Origin of the sequence: Rouxiella badensis, from assembly GCF_026967515.2 — a bacterium.
Lineage (GTDB): Bacteria > Pseudomonadota > Gammaproteobacteria > Enterobacterales > Enterobacteriaceae > Rouxiella > Rouxiella badensis.
Window position 1 is genome coordinate 4,374,789 of the sequence record NZ_CP114062.1, and the last position, 19,812, is coordinate 4,394,600.

The 19,812-nt window shown below is 50.8% G+C and carries 31 protein-coding genes; 30 read left to right on the forward strand and 1 reads right to left on the reverse strand.

Going from position 1 to position 19,812, the window contains the following annotated elements:
• Positions 1-125 precede the first annotated feature (125 nt).
• From kefG to slyD, 4 genes are all read left to right on the forward strand, one after another.
• Positions 126-677, forward strand: a complete 552-nt coding sequence (gene kefG, locus O1V65_RS20120; RefSeq protein ID WP_017493671.1) for a glutathione-regulated potassium-efflux system ancillary protein KefG — start codon at positions 126-128, stop codon at positions 675-677.
• Complete coding sequence (gene kefB, locus O1V65_RS20125; RefSeq protein ID WP_265576864.1) at positions 641-2,488, forward strand: glutathione-regulated potassium-efflux system protein KefB; 1,848 nt, start codon at positions 641-643, stop codon at positions 2,486-2,488. The genes kefG and kefB overlap by 37 nt, the downstream gene beginning before the upstream one ends.
• Before the next feature lie 108 nt (positions 2,489-2,596).
• Complete coding sequence (locus O1V65_RS20130) at positions 2,597-2,800, forward strand: YheV family putative zinc ribbon protein (protein ID WP_017493669.1); 204 nt, start codon at positions 2,597-2,599, stop codon at positions 2,798-2,800.
• A 130-nt stretch (positions 2,801-2,930) separates the two neighbouring features.
• Positions 2,931-3,479: a peptidylprolyl isomerase gene (gene slyD / locus O1V65_RS20135; protein ID WP_017493668.1), complete on the forward strand. Its 549-nt coding sequence runs from the start codon at positions 2,931-2,933 to the stop codon at positions 3,477-3,479.
• Between the two features lie 67 nt (positions 3,480-3,546).
• On the opposite strand, the gene O1V65_RS20140 is transcribed toward slyD, so the two are convergent.
• Positions 3,547-3,765 carry a protein SlyX gene (locus O1V65_RS20140; protein ID WP_017493667.1) on the reverse strand — a complete coding sequence of 73 codons (219 nt, stop codon included), beginning with the start codon at positions 3,763-3,765 and terminating at the stop codon, positions 3,547-3,549.
• A 272-nt stretch (positions 3,766-4,037) separates the two neighbouring features.
• On the opposite strand from O1V65_RS20140, the gene fkpA reads away from it, so the two are divergent.
• From fkpA to rpsN, 26 genes are all read left to right on the forward strand, one after another.
• Positions 4,038-4,883, forward strand: coding sequence for an FKBP-type peptidyl-prolyl cis-trans isomerase (gene fkpA, locus O1V65_RS20145; protein WP_017493666.1), 846 nt, complete (start codon positions 4,038-4,040; stop codon positions 4,881-4,883).
• 273 nt (positions 4,884-5,156) lie between these two features.
• Positions 5,157-5,873: a helix-turn-helix transcriptional regulator gene (locus tag O1V65_RS20150; protein ID WP_017494305.1), complete on the forward strand. Its 717-nt coding sequence runs from the start codon at positions 5,157-5,159 to the stop codon at positions 5,871-5,873.
• Between the two features lie 2 nt (positions 5,874-5,875).
• A complete protein-coding gene (gene tusD / locus O1V65_RS20155; protein ID WP_017494306.1) occupies positions 5,876-6,268 on the forward strand; it encodes a sulfurtransferase complex subunit TusD in 393 nt (130 codons plus the stop codon).
• Positions 6,269-6,289: 21 nt separating this feature from the next.
• Positions 6,290-6,667 carry a sulfurtransferase complex subunit TusC gene (tusC, locus tag O1V65_RS20160; protein WP_165429942.1) on the forward strand — a complete coding sequence of 126 codons (378 nt, stop codon included), beginning with the start codon at positions 6,290-6,292 and terminating at the stop codon, positions 6,665-6,667.
• Between the two features lie 13 nt (positions 6,668-6,680).
• Complete coding sequence (gene tusB / locus O1V65_RS20165) at positions 6,681-6,968, forward strand: sulfurtransferase complex subunit TusB (protein ID WP_017494308.1); 288 nt, start codon at positions 6,681-6,683, stop codon at positions 6,966-6,968.
• Positions 6,969-7,110: 142 nt separating this feature from the next.
• A complete protein-coding gene (gene rpsL, locus O1V65_RS20170; RefSeq protein WP_013573668.1) occupies positions 7,111-7,485 on the forward strand; it encodes a 30S ribosomal protein S12 in 375 nt (124 codons plus the stop codon).
• A gap of 96 nt (positions 7,486-7,581) precedes the next feature.
• Positions 7,582-8,052 (forward strand): 30S ribosomal protein S7, encoded by a 471-nt coding sequence (gene rpsG / locus O1V65_RS20175; protein ID WP_009638962.1) that lies wholly within the window; start codon positions 7,582-7,584, stop codon positions 8,050-8,052.
• A 215-nt stretch (positions 8,053-8,267) separates the two neighbouring features.
• On the forward strand, positions 8,268-10,382 hold the full coding sequence (gene fusA, locus O1V65_RS20180; protein ID WP_017494309.1) for an elongation factor G: 2,115 nt from the start codon (positions 8,268-8,270) through the stop codon (positions 10,380-10,382).
• Positions 10,383-10,453: 71 nt separating this feature from the next.
• The gene (gene tuf, locus O1V65_RS20185) at positions 10,454-11,638 is read left to right on the forward strand and encodes an elongation factor Tu (RefSeq protein WP_192504208.1); all 1,185 of its coding nucleotides are present in this window, start codon (positions 10,454-10,456) and stop codon (positions 11,636-11,638) included.
• Between the two features lie 157 nt (positions 11,639-11,795).
• On the forward strand, positions 11,796-11,990 hold the full coding sequence (gene bfd / locus O1V65_RS20190; RefSeq protein WP_017493961.1) for a bacterioferritin-associated ferredoxin: 195 nt from the start codon (positions 11,796-11,798) through the stop codon (positions 11,988-11,990).
• 76 nt (positions 11,991-12,066) lie between these two features.
• The gene (gene bfr, locus O1V65_RS20195; RefSeq protein ID WP_017493962.1) at positions 12,067-12,558 is read left to right on the forward strand and encodes a bacterioferritin; all 492 of its coding nucleotides are present in this window, start codon (positions 12,067-12,069) and stop codon (positions 12,556-12,558) included.
• Positions 12,559-13,089: 531 nt separating this feature from the next.
• On the forward strand, positions 13,090-13,401 hold the full coding sequence (rpsJ, locus tag O1V65_RS20200) for a 30S ribosomal protein S10 (protein ID WP_009639175.1): 312 nt from the start codon (positions 13,090-13,092) through the stop codon (positions 13,399-13,401).
• A gap of 33 nt (positions 13,402-13,434) precedes the next feature.
• Positions 13,435-14,064: a 50S ribosomal protein L3 gene (gene rplC / locus O1V65_RS20205; RefSeq protein WP_017493963.1), complete on the forward strand. Its 630-nt coding sequence runs from the start codon at positions 13,435-13,437 to the stop codon at positions 14,062-14,064.
• A gap of 16 nt (positions 14,065-14,080) precedes the next feature.
• The gene (gene rplD / locus O1V65_RS20210; protein ID WP_017493964.1) at positions 14,081-14,686 is read left to right on the forward strand and encodes a 50S ribosomal protein L4; all 606 of its coding nucleotides are present in this window, start codon (positions 14,081-14,083) and stop codon (positions 14,684-14,686) included.
• Positions 14,683-14,985, forward strand: a complete 303-nt coding sequence (gene rplW / locus O1V65_RS20215) for a 50S ribosomal protein L23 (RefSeq protein WP_009639178.1) — start codon at positions 14,683-14,685, stop codon at positions 14,983-14,985. The genes rplD and rplW overlap by 4 nt, the downstream gene beginning before the upstream one ends.
• 18 nt (positions 14,986-15,003) lie before the next feature.
• A complete protein-coding gene (gene rplB / locus O1V65_RS20220; RefSeq protein ID WP_017493965.1) occupies positions 15,004-15,828 on the forward strand; it encodes a 50S ribosomal protein L2 in 825 nt (274 codons plus the stop codon).
• Positions 15,829-15,842: 14 nt separating this feature from the next.
• Positions 15,843-16,121, forward strand: a complete 279-nt coding sequence (rpsS, locus tag O1V65_RS20225; RefSeq protein WP_004929772.1) for a 30S ribosomal protein S19 — start codon at positions 15,843-15,845, stop codon at positions 16,119-16,121.
• A gap of 14 nt (positions 16,122-16,135) precedes the next feature.
• Positions 16,136-16,468 (forward strand): 50S ribosomal protein L22, encoded by a 333-nt coding sequence (rplV, locus tag O1V65_RS20230; protein WP_004391423.1) that lies wholly within the window; start codon positions 16,136-16,138, stop codon positions 16,466-16,468.
• A gap of 17 nt (positions 16,469-16,485) precedes the next feature.
• Positions 16,486-17,184 carry a 30S ribosomal protein S3 gene (gene rpsC / locus O1V65_RS20235; protein ID WP_017493966.1) on the forward strand — a complete coding sequence of 233 codons (699 nt, stop codon included), beginning with the start codon at positions 16,486-16,488 and terminating at the stop codon, positions 17,182-17,184.
• 12 nt (positions 17,185-17,196) lie between these two features.
• On the forward strand, positions 17,197-17,607 hold the full coding sequence (gene rplP, locus O1V65_RS20240) for a 50S ribosomal protein L16 (protein ID WP_009639183.1): 411 nt from the start codon (positions 17,197-17,199) through the stop codon (positions 17,605-17,607).
• The gene (gene rpmC / locus O1V65_RS20245) at positions 17,607-17,798 is read left to right on the forward strand and encodes a 50S ribosomal protein L29 (RefSeq protein ID WP_017493967.1); all 192 of its coding nucleotides are present in this window, start codon (positions 17,607-17,609) and stop codon (positions 17,796-17,798) included. Before rplP ends, rpmC begins: the two co-directional genes overlap by 1 nt.
• The gene (gene rpsQ, locus O1V65_RS20250) at positions 17,798-18,052 is read left to right on the forward strand and encodes a 30S ribosomal protein S17 (protein WP_009639185.1); all 255 of its coding nucleotides are present in this window, start codon (positions 17,798-17,800) and stop codon (positions 18,050-18,052) included. The genes rpmC and rpsQ overlap by 1 nt, the downstream gene beginning before the upstream one ends.
• 173 nt (positions 18,053-18,225) lie before the next feature.
• Positions 18,226-18,597 (forward strand): 50S ribosomal protein L14, encoded by a 372-nt coding sequence (rplN, locus tag O1V65_RS20255; protein WP_008457164.1) that lies wholly within the window; start codon positions 18,226-18,228, stop codon positions 18,595-18,597.
• A gap of 10 nt (positions 18,598-18,607) precedes the next feature.
• Positions 18,608-18,922 (forward strand): 50S ribosomal protein L24, encoded by a 315-nt coding sequence (rplX, locus tag O1V65_RS20260; protein ID WP_017493968.1) that lies wholly within the window; start codon positions 18,608-18,610, stop codon positions 18,920-18,922.
• 14 nt (positions 18,923-18,936) lie between these two features.
• A complete protein-coding gene (rplE, locus tag O1V65_RS20265) occupies positions 18,937-19,476 on the forward strand; it encodes a 50S ribosomal protein L5 (protein WP_017493969.1) in 540 nt (179 codons plus the stop codon).
• A gap of 13 nt (positions 19,477-19,489) precedes the next feature.
• The gene (gene rpsN / locus O1V65_RS20270; RefSeq protein WP_017493970.1) at positions 19,490-19,795 is read left to right on the forward strand and encodes a 30S ribosomal protein S14; all 306 of its coding nucleotides are present in this window, start codon (positions 19,490-19,492) and stop codon (positions 19,793-19,795) included.
• The last annotated feature ends 17 nt before the right edge of the window (positions 19,796-19,812 follow it).

Below are 19,812 nucleotides of genomic sequence, written 5' to 3' on the forward strand. Positions count from 1 at the left end.
GTTTAGGGTATGTTAAATTAACTGTCACGAGCATGAGTTACACAAGACGTATAAAACGTCCTATTTGGTATTTGCGAAGCATGGTAGCTGAAAAACGGCACCCTGACGACGCTTTGGAGGTATTGATGTCGCAGCCACCTAAGGTTTTGCTGCTTTACGCTCACCCGGAGTCACCCGATTCGGTCGCCAACCGCGTATTACTCGACAAGGCACGCAAGCTGGACAACGTTACCGTTCACGATCTGTACGCCCATTATCCTGATTTTTTTATCGATATTCACCGCGAACAGCAACTGCTGCGTGACCATAAAGTGATTGTTTTTCAACATCCTCTGTATACCTATAGCTGTCCGGCACTGCTCAAGGAGTGGATGGACCGCGTACTCGCCCGTGGCTTTGCCAGCGGTGCGGGCGGGACGGCGCTGAGCGGCAAGTACTGGCGTTCGGTTATTACCACCGGCGAGCCGGAGGGCGCGTACCGGGTGGGGGGATACAATCGCTACAAAATGAGTGACATTCTGCGGCCCTTTGAGCTAACCGCCGCTATGTGCCACATGCACTGGATGACGCCGATTCTTATTTACTGGGCGCGACGTCAGCAGCCGGAAATGTTGGCCAGCCACGCCGAGGCCTACGCGGAATGGCTACAGTCTCCTGTCCCACATGGAGGGGTTTAACTATCGACAGCTCTAATTTACCGACAGCGATACTGCTGTTCCTGTTTGCCGCCGTGGTCGCGGTGCCGATAGCCCAACGCCTGGGGATTGGCGCGGTATTAGGCTACCTGCTGGCCGGCATTGCCATCGGCCCTTGGGGCTTGGGCTTTATTCGCGACGTCGACGAGATTCTGCATTTTTCCGAGCTCGGTGTCGTGTTCCTGATGTTTATCATCGGGTTGGAGCTGAATCCCGGCAAGCTGTGGCAGCTGCGGCGACAGATATTTGGCGTTGGGGCCGGTCAGGTCATTCTCACCGCGCTGGTGCTGGGCGGCCTGCTGTATCTGACACACTTCGCCTGGCAGGCGGCGGTGATAGGCGGCATCGGTCTGGCGATGTCCTCGACCGCGATGGCGCTTCAGCTGATGCAGGACAAAGGCATGACGCGCAACGAGGGCGGACAGCTCGGTTTTGCGGTGCTGCTGTTTCAGGATATCGCGGTTATCCCGGCATTGGCGCTAATCCCCGTGCTGGCGGGCACCTCTTCCGGCGGTAATGACTGGGCGATGATCGGCATGAAGGTGCTGGCATTTGTCGGCATGCTGGTCGGCGGGCGCTATCTGCTGCGGCCGATCTTTCGTCTTATTGTGGCCTCCGGCGTGCGCGAGGTGTTTACCGCTGCCGCCCTGTTGACGGTGCTTGGCGCGGCGCTGTTCATGCAGGAGCTTGGTTTCTCGATGGCGCTAGGCACCTTCATCGCCGGGATACTGCTGGCGGAAAGCGAATACCAGCACGAACTGGAAATCGCTATCGAGCCTTTTAAGGGACTGCTGCTTGGCCTGTTCTTTATTTCTGTCGGCATGGCGCTGAATCTTGGCGTGCTTTACACCAATATTTTGCTGGTGCTGGCGAGCGTCATCTTGCTGGTGATGGTCAAGGGCGGTGTGCTCTATCTATTGGCCCGGGTGTTTGGCCTGCGCACCTCGGTGCGATTACAGTTTGCGGCGGTGCTAAGTCAGGGCGGAGAATTCGCCTTCGTTCTGTTCTCTGCCGCCGGGGCGCTGAAGGTTATCTCTTCGGCACAGCTTTCCCTGCTGTTGGTCATTGTCACGCTGTCGATGATGACCACGCCGCTGCTGCTCAAATACGTCGACCGGATTCTGGTGCGCCGCTATAACGCGCAGGAGGAGAGTGACGAGAAGCATTTCGTCGAGGATAACGAGCCGCAGGTGATCATCGTCGGCTTTGGGCGTTTTGGTCAGGTTGTCGGTCGCCTGTTGATGGCCAACAAGATGCGTATCACCGTGCTCGAGCGCGATATCAGCGCCGTGAGCCTGATGCGCAGCTTTGGTTATCAGGTGTATTACGGCGATGCGACCAAGCTCGAGCTCATGCGTGCCGCTGGCGCAGAGAAGGCCAGGTCCATCGTTATCACCTGTAATGAACCGCAGGATACGATGGAAATCGTCCGACTGTGTCAGGAGCATTTCCCGCATCTGAATATTCTGGCTCGTGCGCGCGGGCGCGTTGAGGCGCACGAGCTGCTGCAGGCCGGTGTTCAGAACTTCTCGCGTGAAACTTTCTCGAGTGCGCTTGAACTGGGTAAAAAGACGCTCATTACGCTCGGTATGCATCCTCACAGCGCCTACCGTGCGCAGCAGCATTTCCGCCGTCTGGATATGCGCATGCTGCGTGAATTGGTGCCGCAGGTGCAGGGCGATGTGGCGCAAATTTCCCGTGTGAAAGAGGCGCGTCGCGAGCTGGAAGATATCTTCGAAAGTGAAATGCATAATGAACGTCGGCAGCTCGACGGCTGGGACGATGACGAATAGCGCCGCAAGGCGTGCCATGACAGAAGTTTCCGAATATTTTTTGTAAAGGATTCCATCCGGCGAGGCGGCTACGGGCGTCTCGTGGTGGAGATTCATGAGAGGCAAGAAATGGCTACAACGCGTAAACGTTTTATCGCCGGTGCGGTATGCCCTGAGTGTAAAGCACTGGATACACTGATGTTATGGCAGGAAGATCAGGTCGAAGTGGTGGAATGTGCCAAGTGCGGGCACCACAAACGTCAGACCGATGAGCAGGTCACCAAGCACGTTCGAGGCGAAGAGCAGGTAATTGGAATCTTCCATCCCGAGTAGTGCTATCCCGCGCCTTTTTTTATGCTGTTCGGTACAGAGGCGCGGTTTTCCGCTACAATATTTCGCAAAATACAGTGTTCCGCAAAGTACAATCTTTGACGAAATCAAGTTTTCAACGGTAGGAGTTATCATGAAAGTATCAAAAGACCTGGTTGTCAGCGTTGCGTATCAGGTACGTACAGAAGACGGTGTGCTGGTTGACGAATCACCGGTTAGCGCACCACTGGACTACCTGCACGGTCACGGCTCGCTGATTTCCGGTCTGGAAAGCGCGCTGGAAGGCCATGCGGTTGGCGATCGTTTTGACGTGCACGTGGGCGCTAACGAAGCTTATGGTAACTACGACGAGAACCTGGTTCAGCGCGTTCCTAAAGACGTGTTCATGGGCGTAGACGAGCTGGAAGTGGGCATGCGTTTCCTGGCTGATACCGATCAGGGTCCTGTTCCAGTAGAAATCACCGAAGTTGACGGCGACCACGTTGTGGTTGACGGTAACCACATGCTGGCCGGTCAGAACCTGAACTTCAACGTTGAAGTTGTGGCTATCCGTGAAGCAACCGAAGAAGAACTGGCTCACGGCCACGTTCACGGTGAGCACGGTCACGACCACGACCACGATCACGGCCATGACCACGGTCAGGGCGGTTGTGGTACCGGCGGTTGCGGCTGCAGCCACTAATCGATAAAGGCCGATTAATGAAAAAAGGCGACCCCGGGGTCGCCTTTTTTATTGCTTCATTTAGCTCTCAATAGTGCGGCGGCGGGGTTTCTTCCGACGCATCGGCAATCATTGAAGGCTGTGAAGCACGCAGCCTGTCAGTCAACAGGCGCAGGTGGTCATGCAGTCGGCTCATTTCCAGCTGATGCGAGGTCACTATCTGATTCAGCTCCTCAATGGTCACTTCCTGAAAAGCCAGTTTGCTTTCCAGCGCTTCAAGCCGCTGTTCGAAGTTATGTTGGTCCATAATTTTTGCCTGTAATGCCGCTTAGGTGCCGCCTGATAAGGATAGGCTGTCAGAATGACAGAGTTTGCGCCATATTCTACCCGCAATCATCAGAAAAAACTCAGAGTTAGCCGTTTTGTGGTGACTTCAGAAACTTATTGAAGCAAAAAAGGTCTCATTTAGGCGCGTTCGATTAGTATAGCGATTGTCATGCATTGACACGGACAGTTATATTAACCGGCGAACTTTCGTATTGTTACTTGAGGTAAGAGCCTCAAGTCTTGGAGAAATGGATGAAATCACTGTTTAAAGTAACGCTGTTAGCTACCACGATGGCTCTTGCCCTGGGCGCAACTCAGGCCATGGCAGCAGATGCTGCAAAAGCGACTGATTCGACTGCAGCTGCACCAGCGGCTTCAGCACCAGCTACTACCAACCCACAATTCAAAAACGACGATGAGCAGGCTGCTTACGCTCTGGGTGCTTCATTGGGTCGTTACATGGACAATTCCCTGAAAGAACAAGAAAAACTGGGCATCAAACTGGATAAAGACCAGCTGATCGCCGGTGTTCAGGACGCGTTCGCGAACAAGAGCAAGCTGTCTGACGCAGACATCGAAAAGACCCTGCAAAGCTTCGAAGCTAAAGTAAAAGCTTCTGCCCAGCAGAAAATGGAAGCAGACGCTAAAGCCAACGAAGACAAAGGCGATAAATTCCGCGCTGACTTCGCTAAAGAAAAAGGCGTGAAGAAAACTGAGTCAGGCCTGCTGTATCAGGTTGAGAAACCAGGTACCGGCGCTACGCCAAAAGACAGCGACACCGTAGTTGTGAACTACAAAGGTACTCTGGTTGACGGCACCGAGTTCGACAACTCTTACACCCGCGGCGAGCCACTGTCCTTCCGTCTTGACGGCGTTATCCCAGGCTGGACCGAAGGTCTGAAGCACGTTAAGAAAGGCGGAAAAATCAAGCTGGTTATCCCACCGGCCCTGGCCTACGGTAAAACTGGCGTCCCAGGTATCCCTGCCAACTCTACTCTGGTATTCGAAGTAGAATTGCTGGATATCAAACCGGCTCCAAAAGCTGACGCGAAAGATGCGACCAAACCGGCTGACGCTGACGCTGCTAAATCAGAATAATTTTTTCTGATTTTTGCCCAAGAAAACCGTCGCTTATGCGGCGGTTTTTTTTTACCGTCATCTTTGTGAGCGCTTCCTCCCCATTTTTACTGGGGTTACTCTATGATGATAGCTTGACGACTTTATCGCTCGAGCTTAACGTCAATAACTTGAATAATCGTAGGCACCTTTTTCGCTGCAGCTTTGTTACATTAGGGCCTGCTGAGATTGATTGAACGGAGAGCCTCATTCCAGATGATGAGTGAGCTCACGATGTAGAGGGTGGTAGCTTCAATGTCTAATTCGCTTTTAAATGGCGAAACCGGTGAACTGGATTTGCTGGACCAACGTCCTTTTAGTGCAACCGACCATGAAATCCTGACCTCCTACGAGGCGGTGGTAGACGGTTTGGCCATGCTGATTGGGCAACACTGTGAAATAGTTCTGCATTCTCTGGAAGATCTGAAATGCTCGGCTATTCGAATCGCCAATGGGGAACATACCGGTCGCAAGATAGGCTCGCCTATCACCGATTTGGCGCTGCGCATGCTGCACGATATGACGGGCGCAGACAGCAATGTCTCTAAAGCCTATTTTACCCGTGCAAAAAGTGGCGTGCTGATGAAGTCGGTCACTATCGCCATTCGCAACCGCGATCAGCGTGTGATCGGTTTACTGTGTATCAACATGAACCTCGACGTGCCGTTCTCGCAGATCATGCAAACCTTTATGCCGCCGGAAACGCAGGACGTCTCGCCTTCCGTCAACTTTGCCTCCTCCGTGGACGATCTCGTCGCGCAAACGCTCGAGTTCACCATCGAAGAAGTCAACGCGGACCGTAACGTCACTAACAATGCCAAGAATCGTCAGGTGGTACTCAACCTGTATGAGAAGGGCATTTTTGATATCAAAGACGCAATCAACCAGGTTGCCGACCGCCTGAATATCTCCAAACATACGGTTTATCTGTATATTCGCCAGTTCAAAAGCGGCGAGCCGTTGGGGAATTAGCGTTGACATTGCGATACAGCATTTTGGTCACTGGGGCGCCGTATGGCACCCAGCAGGCCAGCGCAGCCTATCAGTTTGCTCTGGCGCTTCTCGCCCGTGGACACAAACTCGACAGCGTTTTTTTCTATCGTGAAGGTGTGCTTAACGGCAACCGGCTGACCTCACCGGCTTCCGACGAATTTGACCTGGTGCGCGCATGGCAGCAGTTGGCCCACGCCCATGAGGTTGAACTTAATGTCTGCGTCGCCGCCGCGCTGCGTCGCGGGGTGATGGACGCCGATGAGGCCACCCACCATGAAGACAAATATCCCAATCTGCAGCCAGGTTTCGCGTTGACCGGATTAGGCAGTCTCGCGGAAGCCGCGTTGGTCTGCGATCGGCTGATACAGTTTTAAGCGTCAGGAACAGGCCGAAACATGAAGGCAGAAAACCAAGTAAAAAGAGTGGCCTTTGTGTTTTCACAAGGACCACACGGCACGTCTGCCGGCAGAGAAGGGTTGGACGCACTGCTCGCGACCTCGGCGCTCAGTGAAGACATTGGCGTCTTTTTCGTGGCCGACGGTGTGCTGCAGCTGCTCAAGGGCCAGCAGCCGGAAAAAATTTTAGCGCGTGATTATATTGCTACTTATGGCGTATTGCCGCTTTATGACGTTGAACAATGCTTTATCTGTGGCGCATCTGCACAGGAGCGTGGGCTGGCAGAATATGACGATTGGGTGCTGGATGTAGAACGGCTCTCACCTGATGTATTGCGCCAGAAGCTGGCTTCCTATGACGTTGTCATGACTTTTTGATCGGGAAAAGACTATGCTTTTTACCCTTGCCCGTTCTCCTCAACAATGTGATTTACCGGCACTTATGCGCCTGGTGAGTGACACGGATGCCTTACTGCTTATGCAGGACGGTGTGACGGCCGCGCTTGAAAACAGCCTGGCACAGTCCCATATATCTGTTCTGACTTGTCCGGTGTATGTGCTCAGCGAAGACCTGCAGGCCCGCGGCCTGTCTGGTCAAATTTCACACAAAGTGACGCCGATCGACTATACTGGATTCGTTGATTTGACCGAGAAGCATCGCCAACACGTCGCATGGTGATTTCGCGAATTGTTGTATATTTCTTGACACTTTCACGGGTCAGCAATAAAATTCTGCGTCCCATATTGGCATCTGCCGATCGTGGGTCGATTTATCACGTGTTTACAAAGTAGTTTACGAAACAAAATCCAGGAGCTTTTTAATGGCAACAATTAATCAGCTGGTACGCAAACCACGCTCTACGAAGGTTGCTAAAAGCAACGTTCCAGCGCTGGAAGCTTGCCCGCAGAAACGTGGCGTTTGTACCCGTGTGTACACCACCACTCCAAAAAAACCAAACTCCGCACTGCGTAAAGTATGTCGCGTTCGTTTGACTAACGGTTTTGAAGTTACCTCCTACATCGGCGGTGAAGGTCATAACCTGCAGGAACACTCCGTGATCCTCATCCGTGGCGGTCGTGTAAAAGACTTGCCAGGTGTGCGTTACCACACCGTTCGCGGCGCACTGGACTGTTCAGGCGTTAAAGACCGTAAGCAGTCTCGTTCTAAATACGGCGTTAAAAAGCCGAAGTCTTAATGGTTCTCCGTTAAGTAAGGCCAAACATTTTCACATTACTGTCAAAATAAACTCATAGAGTTTTGGACAATCCTGAATTAACAACGGAGTATTCCCATGCCACGTCGTCGCGTCATTGGTCAACGTAAAATTCTGCCAGATCCTAAGTTCGGGTCCGAACTGCTGGCTAAATTCGTAAATATCCTGATGGTAGATGGTAAAAAATCTACTGCAGAAGCAATCGTCTACAACGCACTTGAGACCCTGGCTCAACGTAGCGGTAAAGACAGCCTGGAAGCTTTCGAAGTCGCTCTGGACAACGTCCGTCCGACCGTCGAAGTTAAGTCCCGCCGCGTTGGTGGTTCTACTTATCAGGTTCCAGTTGAAGTACGTCCGGTTCGTCGTAATGCTCTGGCAATGCGTTGGATCGTTGAAGCTGCTCGTAAACGCGGTGATAAATCCATGGCTCTGCGCCTGGCGAACGAACTTTCTGATGCAGCAGACAACAAAGGTACTGCTGTTAAGAAACGTGAAGACGTTCACCGTATGGCCGAAGCCAACAAGGCGTTCGCCCACTACCGCTGGTAATTACCCGCTGTAGATACCCCAAGATTTCAACTTGCAGAAAGACGGCAGTTGGAAGACCCCCGGGAATTTACATGGTTAATGGACCGGGGTGAGCGAAACGGCTTACGCATCTGCGATTTGAAAGATTGCGGGTATATGCTAAACAAGCGGGCGCTGGCAACAGTTAGCCCGTTTGGATTAACTGAACTTGAACGCCCTAGTAATAGAGGAATCAAATGGCTCGTAAAACACCCATTGAGCGTTACCGTAACATTGGTATCAGCGCTCACATCGACGCCGGTAAAACGACGACTACCGAACGTGTTCTGTTCTACACCGGTGTAAACCACAAGATCGGTGAAGTACACGACGGCGCAGCAACCATGGACTGGATGGAGCAGGAGCAGGAACGTGGTATTACCATCACGTCTGCTGCGACTACCTGTTACTGGTCTGGTATGGCTAAGCAGTTCGAACCACACCACATCAACATCATCGACACCCCAGGACACGTTGACTTCACCATCGAAGTTGAACGTTCTATGCGTGTTCTTGATGGCGCAGTAATGGTTTACTGTGCTGTTGGCGGCGTTCAGCCACAGTCTGAAACCGTATGGCGTCAAGCTAACAAATATAAAGTTCCTCGTATCGCGTTCGTTAACAAAATGGACCGTATGGGTGCTAACTTCCTGAAAGTTGTTGGTCAGATCGAACAGCGTCTGAATGCAACTCCGGTTCCTCTGCAGCTGGCTATCGGCGCAGAAGAGAAATTCACCGGCGTTGTTGACCTTGTCAAGATGAAAGCAATCAACTGGAACGAAGAAGATCAGGGCGTGACCTTCGAATACGAAGAGATCCCAGCTGATATGCAAGAACTGGCTGAAGAATGGCGCCAGAAACTGGTTGAAGCCGCTGCTGAAGGTTCTGACGAGCTGATGGAGAAATTCTTTGGTGGCGAAGAGCTGACCGAAGAAGAGATCAAAGCTTCTCTGCGTAAGCGCGTTCTGAACAACGAAGTAATCCTGGTTACCTGTGGTTCTGCGTTTAAAAACAAAGGCGTACAGGCAATGCTGGATGCTGTTGTTGAGTATCTGCCAGCACCAACCGACGTTGAAGCTATCAACGGTATGTTGGACGACGGTAAAGACACTCCAGCAGTTCGCCATTCTGACGACAAAGAGCCGTTCTCTGCTCTGGCGTTCAAAATCGCTACTGACCCATTCGTGGGTAACTTGACGTTCTTCCGTGTTTACTCCGGTCTCGTCAACTCAGGTGACACTGTATTTAACCCAGTGAAATCTCAGCGTGAACGTCTGGGTCGTATCGTTCAGATGCACGCTAACAAGCGTGAAGAAATTAAAGAAGTTCGTGCAGGCGATATCGCTGCAGCGATCGGTCTGAAAGACGTGACTACTGGTGATACCCTGTGTGATCCGGACAACGTGATCATTCTTGAGCGTATGGAATTCCCAGAGCCGGTAATCTCCGTAGCTGTAGAACCAAAAACCAAAGCTGACCAAGAAAAAATGGGTCTGGCTCTGGGCCGTCTGGCTAAAGAAGACCCATCATTCCGCGTTTGGACTGATGAAGAATCTGGTCAGACAATCATCGCAGGTATGGGTGAGCTTCACCTGGACATCCTGGTTGACCGTATGCGTCGCGAATTCAACGTTGAAGCTAACGTTGGTAAGCCGCAGGTAGCCTACCGTGAAGCGATTCGCGCCAAAGTTACCGACATCGAAGGTAAACACGCCAAGCAGTCTGGTGGTCGTGGTCAGTACGGTCATGTTGTTATCGACATGTACCCACTCGAGCCGGGTGTTAACCCTAAAGGCTACGAGTTTGTCAACGAAATCAAAGGCGGTGTAATTCCTGGTGAATTCATCGGTGCGATTGACAAAGGCATCCAGGAGCAGCTGAAATCTGGCCCGCTGGCTGGTTACCCGGTAGTGGACATGGGCGTGCGTCTGCACTTCGGTTCTTACCATGACGTTGACTCCTCTGAACTGGCGTTTAAACTGGCAGCATCTATCGCCTTTAAAGATGGCTTTAAGAAAGCAAAACCTGTGCTTCTTGAACCAATCATGAAGGTTGAAGTAGAAACTCCAGAAGAGAACACTGGTGACGTTATCGGTGACCTTAGCCGTCGTCGTGGTATGCTGAAAGGCCAAGAATCTAACGCGACTGGCGTTGTGATTCACGCTGAAGTTCCGCTTTCCGAGATGTTCGGTTATGCAACTCAGCTGCGTTCACTGACCAAAGGTCGTGCATCTTACTCCATGGAATTCCTGAAGTATGATGACGCGCCAAGCAACGTTGCACAGGCCGTAATCGAAGCCCGTGGTAAATAAGCCTAGGTTTTTAACACAATGATCCCGTGCTCTCTCCTTGAGGGGAGAGCACAATAGTAAGGAATATATCCGTGTCTAAAGAAAAATTTGAACGTTCCAAACCGCACGTCAACGTTGGTACTATCGGCCACGTTGACCACGGTAAAACTACCCTGACTGCTGCTATCACCACCGTTCTGGCTAAAACCTACGGCGGTTCTGCTCGTGCATTCGACCAGATCGATAACGCACCAGAAGAAAAAGCACGTGGTATCACCATCAACACTTCCCACGTTGAGTATGACACCCCATCACGTCACTACGCGCACGTTGACTGCCCAGGGCACGCCGACTACGTTAAAAACATGATCACCGGTGCTGCTCAGATGGACGGCGCTATCCTGGTTGTTGCTGCGACTGATGGCCCTATGCCACAGACTCGTGAGCACATCCTGCTGGGTCGTCAGGTTGGCGTTCCTTTCATCATCGTATTCATGAACAAATGTGACATGGTTGATGATGAAGAGCTGCTGGAACTGGTAGAAATGGAAGTTCGTGAACTTCTGTCTGCTTATGACTTCCCTGGTGATGACCTGCCAGTTGTTCGTGGTTCAGCGCTGAAAGCACTGGAAGGCGAGCCAGAGTGGGAAGCTAAAATCATCGAACTGGCTGGTTTCCTGGATTCTTACATCCCAGAACCAGAGCGCGCTATCGACAAGCCGTTCCTGCTGCCAATCGAAGACGTATTCTCCATCTCCGGTCGTGGTACCGTTGTTACCGGTCGTGTTGAGCGCGGTATCGTTAAAGTTGGTGAAGAAGTTGAAATCGTGGGTATCAAGGACACTGTTAAGTCTACTTGTACTGGCGTTGAAATGTTCCGTAAACTGCTGGACGAAGGTCGTGCAGGCGAGAACGTTGGTGTTCTGCTGCGTGGTATCAAGCGTGAAGACATCGAACGTGGTCAGGTTCTGGCTAAACCAGGTTCAATCAAACCACACACCAAATTTGACTCAGAAGTTTATATCCTGAGCAAAGATGAAGGCGGTCGTCATACTCCGTTCTTCAAAGGCTACCGTCCACAGTTCTACTTCCGTACAACTGACGTGACCGGTACCATCGAACTGCCAGAAGGCGTTGAGATGGTAATGCCTGGTGACAACGTGAACATGGTTGTTACCCTGATCCACCCAATCGCGATGGACGACGGTCTGCGTTTCGCAATCCGTGAAGGCGGCCGTACTGTAGGCGCTGGTGTTGTTGCTAAAGTTATCGCTTAATCGCTGATAAATTTAGGAATATAAAAGAGGGTGCTTAGGCACCCTTTTTTTTGCCCGTTTTCAGCAGAAGTGACAATGTAAATTTCTACAAACAGAATTGAAATAAAAACGATTCTCATTTACAGTTATGTGAATTGATTGAATATTGAGTTCCCGTATGTACGTGTGTTTGTGTAACGCAGTCACTGATAAAGTGATCCGCAAAGTCGTTCAACAGCATCAGCCACAAACGATGAAAGAGCTTCGCCAACTTTGCCCGATTGGGACTGACTGTGGTAAATGCATCAGACAAGCCAGGGAGATCTTGGTAGAGGAGCAAGATAACGCCACTTACATCATCGAGGTCGCCTGATAATTAGTAGGGGTATTTCTTTCACTCTTTGCTAAGTGGTTCTACACTCTTAGAACCTATAGCGGAGGGGATTCCTATGAAAGGCGATACCAAAATGATTTCGCACCTCAACAAGTTGCTTGGAAACGAGCTTGTTGCCATCAATCAGTATTTTCTTCACGCCAGAATGTTCAAGAACTGGGGTTTAATGCGACTTAACGGCATTGAATACCATGAATCCATCGATGAAATGAAACACGCCGATATCTACATCGAGCGTATCCTGTTCCTTGAGGGCATTCCCAATCTGCAAGATCTCGGCAAGCTTAATATCGGTGAAGACGTTGAGGAGATGCTCAAGTCTGATCTGGTGCTTGAACTCGACGGTGCCAAAGATTTACGTGAGGCCATTGCCTATGCCGATTCCATTCATGACTATGTAAGCCGCGACCTGATGATTACTATTTTGGCCGATGAAGAGCACCACATAGACTGGATAGAAACCGAGGTTGACCTGATAGGACGCGTGGGTATTCAAAATTACATTCAGACCCAGATTAAAGAAGAATCAGCAAAAGCGTCCCACTAGTCTCTCTTTACTTAATCGTTACGCAGACCATGCATAAGGGATCAGCCAGGCTGCATACTCGCTGGCTGATATAAAACTCCCCTTAGCCTTTCTCAACAGCACCTCCTCAAGCCGAAAAATCCCAGTGCCAGCATCGCTATTCTCACTGTCAGCGCAGATATCGCCCCCAAGGGAAAATACTCTAACCCAATTCAGCTACTTCACGCCGCCATTTGTAAAACTCCCGTAGCTGCGGTCATAGATGCCGTTTATCAACCTGTGTCACTCTCGCGAGAAGGGCAGGGTGTACGAAATAAACGCACTTTATTGTCAGGAGGGGTTGCTATGTTTGGTGAGTTACGTATAATGCGCGGGCTTACCTAATCTTGGTAAGCCTAATTCGATATGAATTAGTTGTCAGACAAAATAACCGTCTGGCAAACAATACTCCCGATATGGGGGTTATGTGAAGAACGATTACACTCTCCCATCAATCGAAATGGGACCGAGGAGTAATCATTTTACGTTTAAAATAATTGGAGCTCTGGTCTCATGCAGAACCAAAGAATCCGTATCCGCCTGAAAGCGTTTGATCATCGTTTGATCGATCAATCAACTGCGGAAATCGTTGAGACCGCGAAGCGCACTGGTGCGCAAGTTCGTGGTCCAATCCCGCTGCCGACCCGCAAAGAGCGCTTTACCATTCTGATTTCTCCGCACGTCAATAAAGATGCGCGCGATCAGTATGAGATTCGCACTCACAAGCGTCTGGTTGACATCGTTGAGCCAACCGAGAAAACCGTTGATGCTCTGATGCGTCTGGATCTGGCTGCTGGTGTAGACGTGCAGATCAGCCTGGGTTAATCAGGGTCATTGAGCGATTGAGAGGTTGAAACAATGATTGGTTTAGTCGGTAAGAAAGTGGGTATGACTCGCATCTTCACAGAAGATGGTGTTTCTATCCCTGTAACCGTTATCGAAATTGAAGCAAACCGCGTTACTCAGATCAAAGATCTGGAAAACGACGGTTACCGCGCTGTCCAAGTTACTACTGGTAGCAAAAAAGCTAACCGTGTAACCAAACCAGAAGCGGGTCACTTCGCTAAAGCTGGCGTAGAAGCTGGCCGTGGTCTGTGGGAATTCCGCCTTGCAGAAGGTGAAGAGTTCACAGCAGGTCAAGACATTAGCGTTGAAATTTTCGCAGACGTTAAGAAAGTAGACGTTACTGGTACATCTAAAGGTAAAGGTTTCGCGGGTACTGTTAAACGCTGGAACTTCCGTACTCAAGATGCTACTCACGGTAACTCCTTGTCACACCGCGTTCCGGGTTCTATCGGTCAGAACCAGACTCCGGGCAAAGTGTTCAAAGGCAAGAAAATGGCAGGCCAACTGGGTAACGAGCGTGTAACCGTTCAAAGCCTGGACGTAGTACGTGTTGACGCTGAGCGCAACCTGCTGCTGGTCAAGGGTGCTGTTCCGGGTGCTACCGGTGGCAACCTGATCGTTAAACCTGCTGTTAAGGCTTAACGTCGAGGAGATAGGAATGGAATTAGTAGTGAAAGACGCGCAGAGCGCGCTGACTGTTTCCGAAACTACCTTCGGGCGTGATTTCAATGAAGCGCTGGTACACCAGGTTGTTGTTGCGTATGCAGCAGGTGCCCGTCAAGGTACTCGCGCTCAGAAGACCCGTGCTGAAGTAACTGGTTCTGGAAAGAAACCATGGCGCCAGAAAGGTACCGGCCGTGCGCGTTCAGGTTCTGTTAAGAGCCCGATCTGGCGTTCAGGTGGTGTGACCTTCGCTGCGAAGCCACAGGACCACAGTCAAAAAGTAAACAAAAAGATGTACCGCGGCGCGCTGAAAAGCATCCTGTCCGAACTGGTACGTCAAGATCGTTTGATCGTTGTCGAGAAGTTCTCTGTAGAAGCGCCTAAAACTAAGCTGCTGGCACAGAAACTGAAAGACATGGCTCTGGAAGACGTGCTGATTGTAACCGGCGAAGTCGACGAGAATCTGTTCCTGGCCGCACGTAACCTGTACAAGGTTGACGTTCGCGATGTAGCAGGTATCGATCCAGTAAGCCTGATCGCCTTCGACAAAGTGGTTATGACTGCTGACGCAGTTAAGCAAGTTGAGGAGATGCTGGCATGATTCGTGAAGAACGTCTGCTGAAAGTGCTGCGCGCGCCGCACGTTTCTGAAAAAGCATCCGCTGCGATGGAAAAGAACAACACCATCGTACTCAAAGTTGCCCTCGACGCGACCAAAGCAGAAATCAAAGCTGCGGTTAAGAAACTGTTTGAAGTCGAAGTCGAAGACGTTAACACCTTGCTGGTTAAAGGCAAGTCTAAACGTCACGGTCAGCGTGTTGGTCGTCGTAGCGACTGGAAAAAAGCTTACGTGACCCTGAAAGAAGGCCAGAATCTGGACTTCATCAGCGGCGCAGAGTAAGTCGGAGGAGTAAGAACAATGGCAATTGTTAAATGTAAACCTACATCTCCGGGTCGTCGCCACGTTGTTAAAGTGGTTAACCCTGAGCTGCACAAGGGTAAACCTTTTGCTCCGCTGCTTGAGAAATTGAGCAAAAGCGGTGGCCGTAACAACAATGGCCGTATCACCACCCGTCATATCGGTGGTGGCCACAAGCAACACTATCGTCTGGTTGACTTCAAACGCAACAAAGACGGTGTCGCTGCAGTGGTTGAGCGTCTGGAGTACGATCCGAACCGTTCCGCGAACATCGCGCTGGTTCTGTACAAAGACGGCGAACGCCGTTACATCCTGGCGCCGAAAGGCCTGAAAGTGGGTGACCAGATCCAATCTGGCGTTGATGCTGCAATCAAAGTGGGTAACACCCTTCCGATGCGCAACATCCCAGTAGGTTCAACGGTTCACAACGTAGAAATGAAACCAGGTAAAGGCGGCCAGCTGGCTCGTTCTGCTGGTGCCTACGTTCAGATCGTTGCTCGTGATGGTTCCTACGTAACTCTGCGTCTGCGCTCTGGCGAAATGCGTAAAGTTCAGATCGACTGCCGCGCCACCATGGGTGAAGTTGGTAACTCTGAACATATGCTTCGCGTTCTGGGTAAAGCAGGTGCTGCACGTTGGCGTGGTATTCGTCCTACCGTTCGCGGTACTGCGATGAACCCAGTCGATCACCCACACGGTGGTGGTGAAGGTCGTAACTTTGGTAAACACCCAGTAACACCATGGGGCGTTCAGACCAAAGGTAAGAAGACCCGTAGCAACAAGCGTACTGACAAGTTCATCGTACGTCGCCGTAGCAAAAAATAATTAGAGGATAAGCCATGCCACGTTCTCTCAAGAAAGGTCCTTTTATTGACCTGCACTTGCTGAAGAAGGTAGAGAAAGCGGTGGAAAGCGGTGACAAGAAGCCTTTGCGCACTTGGTCCCGTCGTTCAACGATCTTTCCTAACATGATCGGTTTGACCATCGCTGTCCATAATGGTCGTCAGCACGTACCAGTGTTTGTTTCCGATGAAATGGTCGGTCACAAGCTGGGTGAATTCGCGCCGACTCGTACTTATCGCGGCCATGCGGCTGATAAAAAAGCTAAAAAGCGCTAAGGTAGGAGGAAGAGATGGAAACTATCGCTAAACATCGCCACGCTCGTTCTTCTGCTCAGAAGGTTCGCCTTGTTGCAGACCTGATCCGCGGTAAGAAAGTGTCGCAAGCTCTGGAAACTCTGGCCTACACCAACAAGAAAGCTGCTGGTCTGGTTAAGAAGGTACTGGAGTCTGCCATTGCTAACGCAGAACACAACGATGGCGCTGACATCGATGATCTGAAAGTCACGAAAATTTTCGTAGACGAAGGCCCAAGCATGAAGCGCATTATGCCGCGTGCTAAAGGTCGTGCAGATCGCATTCTGAAGCGCACCAGCCACATTACTGTGGTTGTGTCCGATCGCTGAGACTCTGGAGACTAGCAATGGGTCAGAAAGTACATCCTAATGGTATTCGCCTAGGTATTGTCAAACCTTGGAATTCTACCTGGTACGCGAATACCAAAGAATTCGCTGACAACCTGGACAGCGACTTTAAAGTTCGTCAGTTCTTGACTAAAGAACTGTCGAAAGCTTCCGTTTCTCGCATCGTTATCGAGCGTCCAGCGAAGAGCATCCGTGTGACTATTCACACCGCTCGTCCTGGCATCGTTATCGGCAAGAAAGGTGAAGATGTCGAAAAACTGCGTAAGGTCGTAGCGGATATCGCTGGCGTTCCTGCACAGATTAACATCGCCGAAATCCGTAAACCGGAACTCGACGCTAAATTGGTTGCTGACAGCATCACTTCACAGCTGGAACGTCGCGTTATGTTCCGTCGTGCAATGAAGCGTGCTGTACAGAACGCAATGCGTCTTGGCGCTAAAGGTATCAAAGTTGAAGTAAGCGGCCGTCTTGGCGGTGCTGAAATCGCGCGTACCGAATGGTACCGTGAAGGTCGTGTTCCACTGCATACTCTGCGTGCGGATATCGATTACAACACATCTGAAGCGCACACCACTTATGGTGTAATCGGCGTTAAGGTATGGATCTTCAAAGGTGAGATCCTGGGTGGTATGGCTGCAGTTGAACAACCGGAACCGGCTGCTCAACCTAAAAAGCAGCAGCGTAAAGGCCGCAAGTAAGGAGAGTCGCTGATGTTACAACCAAAGCGTACAAAATTCCGTAAGGTGCACAAGGGCCGCAACCGTGGTCTTGCGCAAGGTACGGATGTGAGCTTCGGCACTTACGGTCTGAAAGCTGTTGGCCGTGGTCGCCTGACTGCTCGTCAAATTGAAGCAGCACGTCGTGCGATGACCCGTGCAGTTAAGCGTCAAGGTAAGATTTGGATCCGTGTATTCCCGGACAAACCAATCACCGAGAAGCCACTTGAAGTTCGTATGGGTAAAGGTAAGGGTAACGTGGAGTATTGGGTTGCCCTGATCCAGCCTGGTAAAGTCCTGTACGAAATGGACGGTGTGCCTGAAGAGCTGGCGCGTGAAGCATTCCAGCTTGCAGCAGCGAAACTGCCTATTAAAACCACCTTTGTAACTAAGACGGTGATGTAATGAAAGCAAAAGAGCTGCGTGAAAAGAGCGTGGAAGAGCTGAACACTGAGCTTCTGAACCTGTTGCGTGAGCAGTTCAACCTGCGCATGCAAACGGCCAGCGGCCAGCTGCAGCAAACACACACGTTGAAGCAAGTGCGTCGTGACGTAGCACGTGTGAAGACTTTACTGACTGAGAAGGCGGGCGCGTAATGAGTGACAAGATCCGTACTCTGCAAGGTCGTGTGATCAGTGACAAGATGGAAAAATCTATCGTTGTTGCGATTGAGCGTTTCGTGAAACACCCAATCTACGGTAAATTCATCAAGCGTACGACTAAGCTGCACGTACATGACGAGAACAACGAATGCGGTATCGGCGACGTCGTTGAAATTAGCGAATGCCGTCCGCTGTCTAAGACTAAGTCTTGGACACTGGTTCGCGTTGTAGAGAAAGCAATTCTGTAATAGAATCGCAAACTCGAAAATGAATAAGCGGCTCATGGAGACCTGGGCCGTTTATTTTTTCTACCCATAATGAGCAACCGGTGTTATAATGCCGCGCCCTCATTTGTGGGGATTTCTTAATGGCCTATATTCCTAGGTCTTAAAGTTGTAGTTGACATTAGCGGAGCACTAACATGATCCAAGAACAGACTATGCTGACCGTGGCCGACAACTCCGGTGCACGTCGCGTAATGTGTATCAAGGTTCTGGGTGGCTCGCACCGTCGCTACGCAGGCGTTGGCGATATCATCAAAATTACCATCAAGGAAGCAATTCCTCGCGGTAAGGTGAAGAAAGGCGACGTGCTGAAGGCGGTAGTGGTGCGCACCAAGAAGGGTGTTCGTCGCCCGGACGGTTCTGTCATTCGCTTCGATGGCAATGCATGCGTTATTTTAAATAATAACAGCGAGCAGCCAATCGGCACGCGTATTTTTGGGCCGGTAACTCGTGAACTGCGTAATGAGAAGTTCATGAAAATTATCTCTCTGGCACCAGAAGTACTCTAAGGAGCGAACCATGGCAGCGAAAATCCGTCGTGATGACGAAGTTATCCTGCTTACCGGTAAAGATAAAGGTAAGCGTGGTAAAGTAAAAAATGTCCTGTCTTCTGGAAAGGTCATTGTTGAAGGTATCAACCTGGTTAAGAAACATCAGAAGCCTGTACCGGCCCTGAACCAACCAGGTGGCATCGTTGAAAAAGAAGCTGCTATTCAGGTTTCTAACGTTGCAATCTTCAACGCGGCAACCGGTAAGGCTGACCGTGTAGGCTTTAGATTCGAAGACGGTAAAAAAGTCCGTTTCTTCAAGTCTAACAGCGTAACTATCAAGTAATTTGGAGTAGTACGATGGCGAAACTGCATGATTACTACAAAGACGATGTCGTAAAGAAACTCATGTCTGAGTTTAATTACAATTCTGTCATGCAAGTCCCTCGGGTCGAGAAGATCACCCTGAACATGGGTGTTGGTGAAGCGATCGCTGACAAGAAACTGCTGGATAACGCAGCAGCTGACTTGGCAGCTATCTCCGGTCAAAAGCCGTTCATCACCAAAGCACGCAAATCAGTTGCAGGCTTCAAAATCCGTCAGGGCTATCCGATCGGCTGTAAAGTAACCCTGCGTGGCGAACGCATGTGGGAATTCTTTGAGCGTCTGATCTCTATTGCTGTACCGCGTATCCGTGACTTCCGTGGCTTGTCCGCTAAGTCATTCGATGGCCGTGGTAACTACAGCATGGGCGTGCGTGAACAGATCATCTTCCCGGAAATCGACTATGACAAAGTCGATCGCGTTCGTGGTTTGGATATTACCATCACCACTACTGCGAAATCCGATGATGAAGGCCGCGCTCTGCTGGCTGCCTTTAACTTCCCGTTCCGCAAGTAAGGTAGGGTTACTAATGGCTAAGCAATCCATGAAAGCACGCGAAGTCAAACGCGTGAAACTGGCTGACAAGTTCTTCGCTAAACGCGCTGAACTGAAAGCGACTATCTCTAACGTGAACGCTTCCGACGAAGATCGTTGGGATGCCGTTCTGAAGCTGCAGACTCTGCCGCGTGATTCCAGCCCGTCTCGTCAGCGTAACCGCTGCCGTCAAACTGGTCGTCCGCACGCTTTCTTGCGGAAGTTCGGGTTGAGCCGTATTAAGGTCCGTGAAGCCGCTATGCGCGGTGAAATTCCGGGTCTTAAAAAGGCTAGCTGGTAATTGTCACCAATTGAATC

What these genes read in the sequence shown, in the direction of transcription:
- fusA (WP_017494309.1), top strand. Translation starts at nt 8,268, where the DNA reads ATGGCTCGTAAAACACCCATTGAGCGTTACCGTAACATTGGTATCAGC.
- rpsJ (WP_009639175.1), top strand. Translation starts at nt 13,090, where the DNA reads ATGCAGAACCAAAGAATCCGTATCCGCCTGAAAGCGTTTGATCATCGT.
- rpsC (WP_017493966.1), top strand. Translation starts at nt 16,486, where the DNA reads ATGGGTCAGAAAGTACATCCTAATGGTATTCGCCTAGGTATTGTCAAA.
- O1V65_RS20150 (WP_017494305.1), top strand. Translation starts at nt 5,157, where the DNA reads ATGTCTAATTCGCTTTTAAATGGCGAAACCGGTGAACTGGATTTGCTG.
- slyD (WP_017493668.1), top strand. Translation starts at nt 2,931, where the DNA reads ATGAAAGTATCAAAAGACCTGGTTGTCAGCGTTGCGTATCAGGTACGT.
- bfr (WP_017493962.1), top strand. Translation starts at nt 12,067, where the DNA reads ATGAAAGGCGATACCAAAATGATTTCGCACCTCAACAAGTTGCTTGGA.
- rpmC (WP_017493967.1), top strand. Translation starts at nt 17,607, where the DNA reads ATGAAAGCAAAAGAGCTGCGTGAAAAGAGCGTGGAAGAGCTGAACACT.
- O1V65_RS20130 (WP_017493669.1), top strand. Translation starts at nt 2,597, where the DNA reads ATGGCTACAACGCGTAAACGTTTTATCGCCGGTGCGGTATGCCCTGAG.
- rplV (WP_004391423.1), top strand. Translation starts at nt 16,136, where the DNA reads ATGGAAACTATCGCTAAACATCGCCACGCTCGTTCTTCTGCTCAGAAG.
- bfd (WP_017493961.1), top strand. Translation starts at nt 11,796, where the DNA reads ATGTACGTGTGTTTGTGTAACGCAGTCACTGATAAAGTGATCCGCAAA.
- kefG (WP_017493671.1), top strand. Translation starts at nt 126, where the DNA reads ATGTCGCAGCCACCTAAGGTTTTGCTGCTTTACGCTCACCCGGAGTCA.
- kefB (WP_265576864.1), top strand. Translation starts at nt 641, where the DNA reads ATGGCTACAGTCTCCTGTCCCACATGGAGGGGTTTAACTATCGACAGC.
- rplX (WP_017493968.1), top strand. Translation starts at nt 18,608, where the DNA reads ATGGCAGCGAAAATCCGTCGTGATGACGAAGTTATCCTGCTTACCGGT.
- O1V65_RS20140 (WP_017493667.1), bottom strand. Translation starts at nt 3,765, where the DNA reads ATGGACCAACATAACTTCGAACAGCGGCTTGAAGCGCTGGAAAGCAAA.
- rplE (WP_017493969.1), top strand. Translation starts at nt 18,937, where the DNA reads ATGGCGAAACTGCATGATTACTACAAAGACGATGTCGTAAAGAAACTC.
- fkpA (WP_017493666.1), top strand. Translation starts at nt 4,038, where the DNA reads ATGAAATCACTGTTTAAAGTAACGCTGTTAGCTACCACGATGGCTCTT.
- rplD (WP_017493964.1), top strand. Translation starts at nt 14,081, where the DNA reads ATGGAATTAGTAGTGAAAGACGCGCAGAGCGCGCTGACTGTTTCCGAA.
- rpsQ (WP_009639185.1), top strand. Translation starts at nt 17,798, where the DNA reads ATGAGTGACAAGATCCGTACTCTGCAAGGTCGTGTGATCAGTGACAAG.
- rplN (WP_008457164.1), top strand. Translation starts at nt 18,226, where the DNA reads ATGATCCAAGAACAGACTATGCTGACCGTGGCCGACAACTCCGGTGCA.
- rplC (WP_017493963.1), top strand. Translation starts at nt 13,435, where the DNA reads ATGATTGGTTTAGTCGGTAAGAAAGTGGGTATGACTCGCATCTTCACA.
- rplW (WP_009639178.1), top strand. Translation starts at nt 14,683, where the DNA reads ATGATTCGTGAAGAACGTCTGCTGAAAGTGCTGCGCGCGCCGCACGTT.
- tusC (WP_165429942.1), top strand. Translation starts at nt 6,290, where the DNA reads ATGAAGGCAGAAAACCAAGTAAAAAGAGTGGCCTTTGTGTTTTCACAA.
- rpsL (WP_013573668.1), top strand. Translation starts at nt 7,111, where the DNA reads ATGGCAACAATTAATCAGCTGGTACGCAAACCACGCTCTACGAAGGTT.
- rpsG (WP_009638962.1), top strand. Translation starts at nt 7,582, where the DNA reads ATGCCACGTCGTCGCGTCATTGGTCAACGTAAAATTCTGCCAGATCCT.
- tusB (WP_017494308.1), top strand. Translation starts at nt 6,681, where the DNA reads ATGCTTTTTACCCTTGCCCGTTCTCCTCAACAATGTGATTTACCGGCA.
- rpsN (WP_017493970.1), top strand. Translation starts at nt 19,490, where the DNA reads ATGGCTAAGCAATCCATGAAAGCACGCGAAGTCAAACGCGTGAAACTG.
- rplB (WP_017493965.1), top strand. Translation starts at nt 15,004, where the DNA reads ATGGCAATTGTTAAATGTAAACCTACATCTCCGGGTCGTCGCCACGTT.
- rpsS (WP_004929772.1), top strand. Translation starts at nt 15,843, where the DNA reads ATGCCACGTTCTCTCAAGAAAGGTCCTTTTATTGACCTGCACTTGCTG.
- rplP (WP_009639183.1), top strand. Translation starts at nt 17,197, where the DNA reads ATGTTACAACCAAAGCGTACAAAATTCCGTAAGGTGCACAAGGGCCGC.